The following is an 8,265-nucleotide window of genomic DNA, read 5'->3' as shown; positions in this document are numbered from 1 at the left end:
TGACCCGGGGCGCCCGGGGGGGGGCGACGGGGGTGTGTGTGGGGGCTCGGGGGGTGTCACGGGGCCCCCCCCCCGAGGGGTGGGGGCCCCCGGCCACCGCTTCGAACGGCGTGGCTCTCAGAGCGCCTTGACGCTCGAGCGGGCCAGCTCGTACGCGGGAAGCATCTCCCGGTGCTCCTCGGTGTCGAGTCCGCCCAGGTGGACGATCACGGTGCCCTTGGGGGTGGAGAGGGCGAAGGCGCGCTCCTCCTTGGACTCCTCCATGATCTTGTTGTAGACCGTGTACGTCACCTCGGTGGCGGGCATCCCACCGGCCGCGATCTCGTTGAACGTGACCTTGGAGGCGTTCTTCTCGGCCTTCACGAACCCTTCGAGCGCCGCGTGTGCGGGGCCCTTCCCAGCGCTCCAGACGCGCAGGAAGCCGATGTTCCCGGCCGGCTTCGCGTCGACCTCGCAGACCATGGTGGCGGGGCCCTGCTTGCCGAGGGCGGCGAAGATCTCGTCGTCGCCGACGGTGACGGCCTTGGGCTTCCAGTTCGCGAGGAGCTCGAAGGACACGGGCAGCGCGCAGGCGGTCCCGGGGGCGCCGACGGACGCGGCGCCCTTGGCCTCCGGCTCGGCGGCCGTCTTGCCGGCCGGCTTGTCGGGCGCCGGCTCGGTTCCCAGGCAGCCGGTCAGCAGCCCGGCGCCCGCGAGGGCGGCGAGGGCGGGGACCAGGGTCCGCACCCGTATCGGAGGTCTCACGCGTGCCCGTCCAGCCTGTTCGTCTCGGGGAGTCTTCTCTGACATGCGGACATGATCGCCGACATGTGATCCGGCCGGCGCGTTGCCCTCGTCCCTGACGGGCTTCGGGGCCTCCCAGGTCCTGACCGGGGAAGCCGCCGCGAGGAGGGCGCGGCTACGCCGGCGGGCCCGAGGCATAGGCCAGTGGGGGAGCGATCGCCTGGGCGTCCGCTCCCTCGCCGACCCAGAGGGCGATGAAGAGGGCCGCGGTCGCCTCCAGGAGCCCCGCTCGTTCGAGGCCGCCGGCGGCCAGGGGATCGCAGCCCACGTCCCGTACCAACCGGGATACGCGGTTCAGGGCGTCCTCGTCGTCGCCGCAGACCGGAACGGCCAGGGGACGGCCGTCGAAGACGGGTGGCCTCATGCGCCAGACGTCCTCGTGGCAGAGGTTGAACGCCTTGACGACGCGGGCTCCCGGCGCCGCCGCGGCCAGCTGCTGGGCGGCGGAGGGGCCTCCTTCCGTCAGCAGACGGAAGCCCGGCCCGACGGGATTGGAGCAGTCGATCAGCACCCTGCCGTCCAGGGCGGCCCGCAGCTCCCGTGCGATGCCGGCTCCCGCGCCATAGGGCAGGGCGGCCAGCACCACCTGACCGAACCCGGCCGCGGCGGGCGGACTCGCGGCCTTGGCACCGCCCCCGACGCGCGCCGCGAGCCGTTCCGCCTTGGCCGCGTCCCGCCCACCGATGACCACGTCGTGCCCGGCCCGCGCCCAGTGGGAGGCGAGTGCGTCGGCCATGTTGCCCGTTCCCAGCACACCTATTCTCATCGCGCGTGTCCTCTCTGTGCCTGCTGTTCCAGGAACACGCTAGGAGCCCCGTCGGGCACCATGTGGTGCGTGACGACCGACACCTTCCTCGCCGACTGCCGGGCTCGCCTCGCCTTCGACCTGCTGTCCAACACATGGAACGCCGTGGTGCTTTGGGCGCTGCGGGACGGCCCCACGCGCCCGGTGGAGCTGCGGGAGCGGATCGGGGGCATCAGCTCGAAGGTCCTCACGGAGACGCTTCGACGCCTCCAGTTCAACGGCCTGGTGACACGACAGGCCCATCCCGGGGCGCCACCGCGAGTCGAGTACCGGCTCACCCCGCTGGGCCGGACCTTGTTGGCCCCGATCGACGCCATCGGGGCATGGGCCTTCGAGCACGGCGACGAGGTCATGGCCGCGCAGGAAGCCGACGGCGCCCAGGAGGGCGGCCGGTCGGCGGTGTGAGCCTCCCGGAAGACAACGGGGGGGGGGCCCCCCGGGGCGCCCCCCCCGCGGAAGGCTCCGTGAATCAGGGGCCCGAACCGGCCCCGTATGCCCTAGCCCAGCCCCGGACCGCGCACCGGGATGTGGGTGAACGTCGGTTCCGGGGCCGGGTTCTGGAAGAAGTCGTTGCCCTTGTCGTCCACCACGATGAACGCCGGGAAGTCCTCGACCTCGATCTTCCAGACCGCCTCCATGCCGAGCTCCTCGTACTCGACGACCTCGACCTTCTTGATGCAGTCCTGCGCCAGCCGCGCCGCCGGGCCGCCGATCGAGCCCAGGTAGAAGCCGCCGTGGCCGCCGCATGCGTCCGTGACCTGCTTGCTGCGGTTGCCCTTGGCGAGCATGACCTTCGAGCCGCCCGCCGCCTGGAACTGCTCGACGTACGAGTCCATCCGGCCGGCCGTCGTCGGGCCGAAGGAGCCGGAGGCGTAGCCCTCGGGGGTCTTCGCCGGGCCGGCGTAGTAGACCGGGTGGTCCTTCAGGTACTGCGGCATCTCCTCGCCCGCGTCCAGCCGTTCCTTGATCTTGGCATGCGCGATGTCGCGCGCCACGACCAGCGGGCCCGTGAGCGAGAGGCGGGTCTTGACCGGGTACTTCGTCAGCTCGGCGAGGATCTCGTCCATCGGCTGGTTGAGGTCGATCTTCACCACGTCGGAGGCCTCGTCGAGGTGCTCGTCCGTCGTCTCCGGCAGGAAGCGCGCCGGGTCGGTCTCCAGCTGCTCGAGGAAGACGCCCTCGGCGGTGATCTTCGCGACGGCCTGGCGGTCGGCGGAGCAGGAGACGGCGATCGCGACGGGCAGCGAGGCGCCGTGGCGCGGCAGACGGACGACCCGGACGTCGTGGCAGAAGTACTTTCCGCCGAACTGCGCGCCGATGCCGATCTTCTGCGTCAGCTCGAAGACCTTGTCCTCCAGCTCCTTGTCCCGGAAGCCGTGGCCGAGCTCGGAGCCCTCGGCCGGCAGCTCGTCCAGGTAGTGGGCGGACGCGTACTTCGCGGTCTTCAGCGCGAACTCGGCCGACGTGCCGCCGACGACGATCGCCAGGTGGTACGGCGGGCAGGCCGCCGTACCGAGCGAGCGGATCTTCTCCTCCAGGAACTTCATCATGCTCGCCTCGTTGAGCACGGCCTTCGTCTCCTGGTAGAGGAAGGACTTGTTGGCGGAGCCGCCGCCCTTGGCCATGAAGAGGAACTTGTACGCGCCGCCGTCCGTCGCGTACAGCTCGATCTGCGCGGGCAGGTTCGAGCCGGTGTTCTTCTCCTCCCACATGGTCAGCGGGGCCATCTGCGAGTACCGCAGGTTGAGCTTGGTGTACGCGTCGTAGATGCCGCGCGACAGGGCTTCCTCGTCGCCGCCCCGGGTGAGCACGTTCTGGCCGCGCTTGCCCATGACGATCGCGGTGCCGGTGTCCTGGCACATCGGGAGGACGCCCGCGGCGGCGATGTTCGCGTTCTTGAGGAGATCGAGCGCGACGAACTTGTCGTTGCTCGACGCCTCCGGGTCGTCGATGATCCTGCGCAGCTGGGCCAGGTGGGCCGGGCGCAGGTAGTGCTGGATGTCGTGGATGGCCTCGGCGGCGAGCTTGCGCAGCGCCTCCGGCTCGACCTTGAGGAACGTACGGCCGTCGGCCTCGAAGGTGGAGACACCTTCGGAGGTCACCAGGCGGTAGGGCGTGGTGTCCTCTCCCAGCGGGAGCAGATCGGAGTACGCAAACTCTGGCATGACGGCAGCCATTCCTCACTCGGCAGACAGCAGCGCCACCTCCATTGGCGGCGCGCCTTCCAGCGTAGAGCGCGGCCCGGGGCCCGATCCTGTGAGGTAAGGCTCACTTGGAACGCGGACCCTGCCGATGTGGAGCACGGGGCGGGCCCTCACCCCAGCGGCGTCCGGTGCAGGGCGATCAGCAGGCGCCAGGTGCGGGCCGCGATCTCCTCCGGCGTCGCTTCGATCAGGCCGTGCAGCCAGTCCGCCAGCAGGCCCGCGAACGTCGCCGCCACCGCCGAGGCCACGAGATCGGGCTCGGGGGCCCCGGCCAGTTCGCGCTCGCGGCGGCTGTATGCGCGGAGCTCCTGGTGGAGCAGCTCGCCGAGCGGGCCGCCGCCCCCGGGGCGCAGCAGGCTCCGGTAGAGCGGTGCATGCGGGGCGACCTCGGCGAAGAAGGCGGGCAGGGCGGCCGGCGGGGCGTCCGGGGCGGGCGTGCCGCGCCAGGCATGCAGGGCGTCGACCGCTTCCCTCACGACATCGGCGCAGGCGTCGACGGCGAGGGCCTGGAGGTCGGTGTAGTGCAGGTAGAACGTGGCCCGGCCGATCCCGGCCCGGCGGACCAGTGCGGCGACCCCGACCTCGTCCAGGGGGCGTTCGGCGCACTCCTCCAGGAGGGCGGCGCGCAGCTTGGCGCGGGTCCGGGCGGCGCGGGGATCGGTGGTCGGGCTGGTCACCCCGCCCACAGTACGGCTGCCAGGGCGAGGGCCCCGGGCAGGGCCTGGACGAGCAGGATCCGGCGGTTGGCGGTGAGGCCGCCGTACACCCCGGCGATCACCACGCAGGAGAGGAAGAAGATCCGGACCCGGTACCCGGTGGGGTCGTCGGCGATCAGGCCCCACACCAGACCGGCGGAGAGGAAGCCGTTGTACAGCCCCTGGTTGGCGGCGAGGGGTGCCGTCGCGCGGGCCATGGCCGCGTCGAAACCGGACAGTTCGCGCCCGGGTCGGCGCTCCCAGAGGAACATCTCCAGAACCAGGATGTACGCGTGCAGGGCGGCGACCAGGCCGACGGCGACGTTCGCAAGGATGTTGGACATGTGTCCAGAGTACATGGACATGTGTCCAGGAGTGGCGACTCTCGGTCGTGCCCCCTAGTCGCGATCTATCGCGTTTCGCTACGCTGGCGTCGTGGACCTCGAAAAGCAGCCCCAGAAGCCGGTCGCTCCCGCCGAGCCGGCTCCCGCTCCGCCGGCTCCCGCCGCTCCGGGGGACTCCCTGCGCGCCTCGGACGCCGACCGGGACCGGATCGCGGACATCCTCCGCGACGCTCTGGCCGAGGGGCGGCTCGACGCCGAGGAGCACTCGGAGCGGATCGACGCGGTCTACCGCGCCAAGACCGTCGGCGAGCTGGAGCCGATCGTCCGCGACCTTCCCGCCGGCTCCGGCGTCCGTCGCGAGCCCGAGCACTCCTACTCGTACGGTCCCGACGACGCCTCGGGCCCCGCCGACAACCTGATCGCGGTCTTCTCCAGCACCACCCGCAAGGGCCGCTGGCGGGTGGGCCGCAGGACCAACGCCTTCGCGCTCTTCGGCAACATCGAGATCGACCTGACCGAGGCGCTCTTCGCCCAGCGGCTGACCACCATCAACGCCACGTCGATCTTCGGCAACGTCGAGGTGCGCGTCCCGGAGAACATCAGCCTGCGCGGCAACGGCACCGGGGTCTTCGGCAACTTCGAGGTCGTGAACCTTGAGGCCGCCGACCCGCAGGCCCCGGTCGTCGTGATCAACGGTTACTCGGTCTTCGGCAACGTCGAGGCGAAGCCCAAGCGCGGCAAGTGGATCACCGACCTCCAGGACCGGCTCCGCAAGCACCTGGGCCACTGACGCGCCCCGGGAGCACCTCGGCCGCCGAGCGGATCCGCGGGTGCCCCTGACCGGATTTCGCTCCTGACGTTCCGCACTCCGGAACTCGGCGGCACGCAGTGCATAGGCGTGCGCACAGCGGGTAGGGCTGGTGCATCGTCTCTCGCTCGCGAAGCCGTCGTCAGGAGTAGACCGTGCTGCAACTGCCGCATCAGCCCCTCCAGGTCGCCGCCGTGCCGTCCCAGCGCGCTCCCGCGCGGGAGGACGAGGCCGGCCCCTGGCACACGGAGGCGGTGTGCCGCCGGGACGAAGCCGGGCTGTTCTTCGCCCCCTCCAAGGAGCCGACCGCCGCCAGACTGTCGCGTGAGGAGGCCGCCAAGCAGGTCTGTGCCCGCTGTCCCGTCATGGTCGAGTGCCGGGAGCACGCGCTGCTCCAGCCGGAGCCGTACGGCGTCTGGGGCGGGCTGACCGCGGCCGAGCGCCGTGTCGTCCTCGCCCGGCGCCGGCGGCGCGAGGTGGAGCTCAAGAAGGCGGCGGCAGCGGACCGCATCGCCGCGGCGGGCTGACGGCGCGGGTTTGCTGACGGCGCGGGGCTGATGGCTCCGGGCTGACGGGCCCAGGCTTCCGGCATGGGGCTGACGGCTTCGGGCCTCCGGCACGGGGCTGACTGCTCCGGGCTCGCGGCTCAGCTTCCGGCTCCGGGCTTCCGGCTCAGCTTCCGGCTCCGGGCTTCCGGCCGTACGAGAAGGGGCGCCCCCACCGCACATGGGGGCGCCCCTCTTCGTACCGCTGCCGCTCGTTCCGGCGGTCGCTCCGCTACTTCGCCCGGTCGAAGTCGATCTTGCTGTAGGCGCGCAGCTTCGACAGCCGGTGCGTGGAGTCGATCTGCCGGATCGTGCCGGACTTCGACCGCATCACCAGCGACGACGTGGTCGCGGTCTCCGAGCGGTAACGGACGCCGCGCAGCAGCTCGCCGTCGGTGATGCCGGTGGCGACGAAGAACACGTTCTCGCCGCTGACCAGGTCGTTCGTTGACAGCACGCGGTCCAGGTCGTGCCCCGCGTCGATCGCCTTCTGGCGCTCGGCGTCGTCCTTGGGCCACAGCTTGCCCTGGATGACACCGCCGAGGCACTTGATGGCGCAGGCCGAGATGATGCCCTCGGGCGTGCCGCCGATGCCGAGGAGCAGGTCGACGCCGGTGCCTTCGCGGACGGCCATGATCGAGCCCGCGACGTCCCCGTCGGTGATGAACTTGATCCGGGCGCCGGTCTCGCGGATCTCCTTGACGATGCCCTCGTGACGCGGGCGGTCCAGGATCACGACCGTGACGTCCTCGGGGGACATGTTCTTGGCCTTGGCGACCCGGCGGATGTTGACCGAGACGGGCGCGTTGATGTCGACGAAGTCGGCGGCCTCGGGGCCGGTGACCAGCTTGTCCATGTAGAAGACCGCGGACGGGTCGAACATGGTGCCGCGGTCGGCGGCGGCCAGGACGGCGATCGCGTTCGGCATGCCCTTGGCGTTCAGCGTGGTGCCGTCGATCGGGTCGACGGCGATGTCCACCTCGGCGCCGGTCCCGTCTCCGACCCGCTCGCCGTTGAACAGCATGGGGGCTTCGTCCTTCTCGCCCTCGCCGATGACGACGACGCCGTTCATCGAGACGGTCGAGATCAGCGTCCGCATCGCATTGACCGCGGCGCCGTCCGCGCCGATCTTGTCACCGCGCCCGACCCAGCGGCCGGCTGCCATGGCGGCGGCCTCGGTCACCCGGACGAGTTCCAGGGCGAGGTTGCGGTCAGGGGCCTCGGGGGAGACCTCAAGCTCGGACGGCAGGGAATGCTCGGTCATCGGAGCGCACCTTTCTGTACGGCGACGGCCGGAATAAAGAGGGTGCTGCGACTCTATCGGTACGTCGACAAATTGAGCAGAGGGGCCCACGTATGAGCACAACACCATGATGCGACCATGGGGGCGTGGCAGGTATGCGAGGCAGGCAGACGGTACGCGGGATGTTCCAGTCCCTCGGCGTGATCATGGTCGCCGCGGGCGTGATGTATCTCTTCATCCCGCACGACGAGGACGCGAACCCGGTCCAGGCGAAGGACTACCGGGTCGAGCTCCTGACGGCACAGCGGGCGGCGCCGTACGCGGTGCTGGCCCCCGAGGGGCTCGGCGAGGACTGGAAGGCGACCGTGGTCTCGTACAAGCGCGAGCAGCACGACGCCTGGCAGCTGGGCTTCCTCGACCCGGACACCCAGTACGTGGCGATCCACCAGTCGACGGAGGAGCCGAAGAAGTACGTCCCCGACGTCACCCAGCAGGCCACGGACTCCGGGAAGACCCAGACGGTCGCCGGTCAGGTCTGGCAGCGCTGGGAGGGGCCGAAGTACGACGCCCTGGTCCGCACGGACGGCGGCGCCACGACGGTCGTGACCGGGACGGCCTCGTTCGAGCGGCTGGCCGAGATGGCGGGCGCGCTGCAGTCCAAGAAGGCGTAGGCATTCCGCTCGGATACGGGCTCGGAAACGCGAGAACCCCCGGACTCATGGAGTCCGGGGGTTCTGCCGTATGCCGTACGGGTCAGACGGTGGTGACGACCTCGTCGAAGGTCAGGCGCGGGGAGCGGGGGAACCAGGCGTCCTCGCCGGGCTTGCCGATGTTGACG

General features: G+C 70.9%; 10 protein-coding genes and 1 pseudogene. 4 read left to right on the top strand and 7 right to left on the bottom strand.

Translation table 11 applies throughout. The features are described from left to right. Positions 1–117: 117 nt before the first annotated feature. Complete coding sequence (locus ACFVZW_RS11125) at positions 118–744, bottom strand: lipoprotein (RefSeq protein WP_384519625.1); 627 nt, start codon at positions 742–744, stop codon at positions 118–120. 154 nt (positions 745–898) lie between these two features. Further along, positions 899–1,549: an NADPH-dependent F420 reductase gene (locus ACFVZW_RS11120; RefSeq protein ID WP_384519623.1), complete on the bottom strand. Its 651-nt coding sequence runs from the start codon at positions 1,547–1,549 to the stop codon at positions 899–901. A 69-nt stretch (positions 1,550–1,618) separates the two neighbouring features. Between ACFVZW_RS11120 and ACFVZW_RS11115 the strand changes: the two genes are divergently transcribed. Then, complete coding sequence (locus ACFVZW_RS11115; protein ID WP_384519621.1) at positions 1,619–1,993, top strand: winged helix-turn-helix transcriptional regulator; 375 nt, start codon at positions 1,619–1,621, stop codon at positions 1,991–1,993. A gap of 92 nt (positions 1,994–2,085) precedes the next feature. Here ACFVZW_RS11115 and ACFVZW_RS11110 read toward each other — a convergent pair whose 3' ends face one another. The 3 genes from ACFVZW_RS11110 to ACFVZW_RS11100 all read right to left on the bottom strand — a co-directional run bounded on the left by ACFVZW_RS11110 (position 2,086) and on the right by ACFVZW_RS11100 (position 4,831). Continuing rightward, positions 2,086–3,753 (bottom strand): fumarate hydratase, encoded by a 1,668-nt coding sequence (locus ACFVZW_RS11110; RefSeq protein WP_384519619.1) that lies wholly within the window; start codon positions 3,751–3,753, stop codon positions 2,086–2,088. Between the two features lie 149 nt (positions 3,754–3,902). After that, the gene (locus tag ACFVZW_RS11105; RefSeq protein WP_384519618.1) at positions 3,903–4,469 is read right to left on the bottom strand and encodes a TetR/AcrR family transcriptional regulator; all 567 of its coding nucleotides are present in this window, start codon (positions 4,467–4,469) and stop codon (positions 3,903–3,905) included. Beyond that, complete coding sequence (locus tag ACFVZW_RS11100) at positions 4,466–4,831, bottom strand: DUF1304 domain-containing protein (RefSeq protein WP_384519616.1); 366 nt, start codon at positions 4,829–4,831, stop codon at positions 4,466–4,468. Before ACFVZW_RS11100 ends, ACFVZW_RS11105 begins: the two co-directional genes overlap by 4 nt. A 91-nt stretch (positions 4,832–4,922) precedes the next feature. Between ACFVZW_RS11100 and ACFVZW_RS11095 the strand changes: the two genes are divergently transcribed. Further along, on the top strand, positions 4,923–5,621 hold the full coding sequence (locus ACFVZW_RS11095; RefSeq protein WP_384519614.1) for a DUF1707 domain-containing protein: 699 nt from the start codon (positions 4,923–4,925) through the stop codon (positions 5,619–5,621). Between the two features lie 173 nt (positions 5,622–5,794). Then, complete coding sequence (locus tag ACFVZW_RS11090; RefSeq protein ID WP_383558994.1) at positions 5,795–6,166, top strand: WhiB family transcriptional regulator; 372 nt, start codon at positions 5,795–5,797, stop codon at positions 6,164–6,166. A 250-nt stretch (positions 6,167–6,416) separates the two neighbouring features. On the opposite strand, the gene glpX is transcribed toward ACFVZW_RS11090, so the two are convergent. Further along, on the bottom strand, positions 6,417–7,448 hold the full coding sequence (gene glpX, locus ACFVZW_RS11085) for a class II fructose-bisphosphatase (protein ID WP_362364024.1): 1,032 nt from the start codon (positions 7,446–7,448) through the stop codon (positions 6,417–6,419). A gap of 134 nt (positions 7,449–7,582) precedes the next feature. Here glpX and ACFVZW_RS11080 point away from each other — a divergent pair, with 134 nt between their 5' ends. Continuing rightward, on the top strand, positions 7,583–8,098 hold the full coding sequence (locus ACFVZW_RS11080; protein ID WP_384519827.1) for a DUF4245 domain-containing protein: 516 nt from the start codon (positions 7,583–7,585) through the stop codon (positions 8,096–8,098). A gap of 82 nt (positions 8,099–8,180) precedes the next feature. On the opposite strand, the pseudogene ACFVZW_RS11075 reads toward ACFVZW_RS11080, so the two are convergent. After that, positions 8,181–8,265, bottom strand: a pseudogene (locus tag ACFVZW_RS11075) (nitroreductase family protein); the annotation flags it as partial.

Source organism: Streptomyces sp. NPDC059567, from assembly GCF_042735655.1.
GTDB lineage: Bacteria > Actinomycetota > Actinomycetes > Streptomycetales > Streptomycetaceae > Streptomyces.
This window is presented reverse-complemented; position numbering and strand designations above follow the sequence as displayed.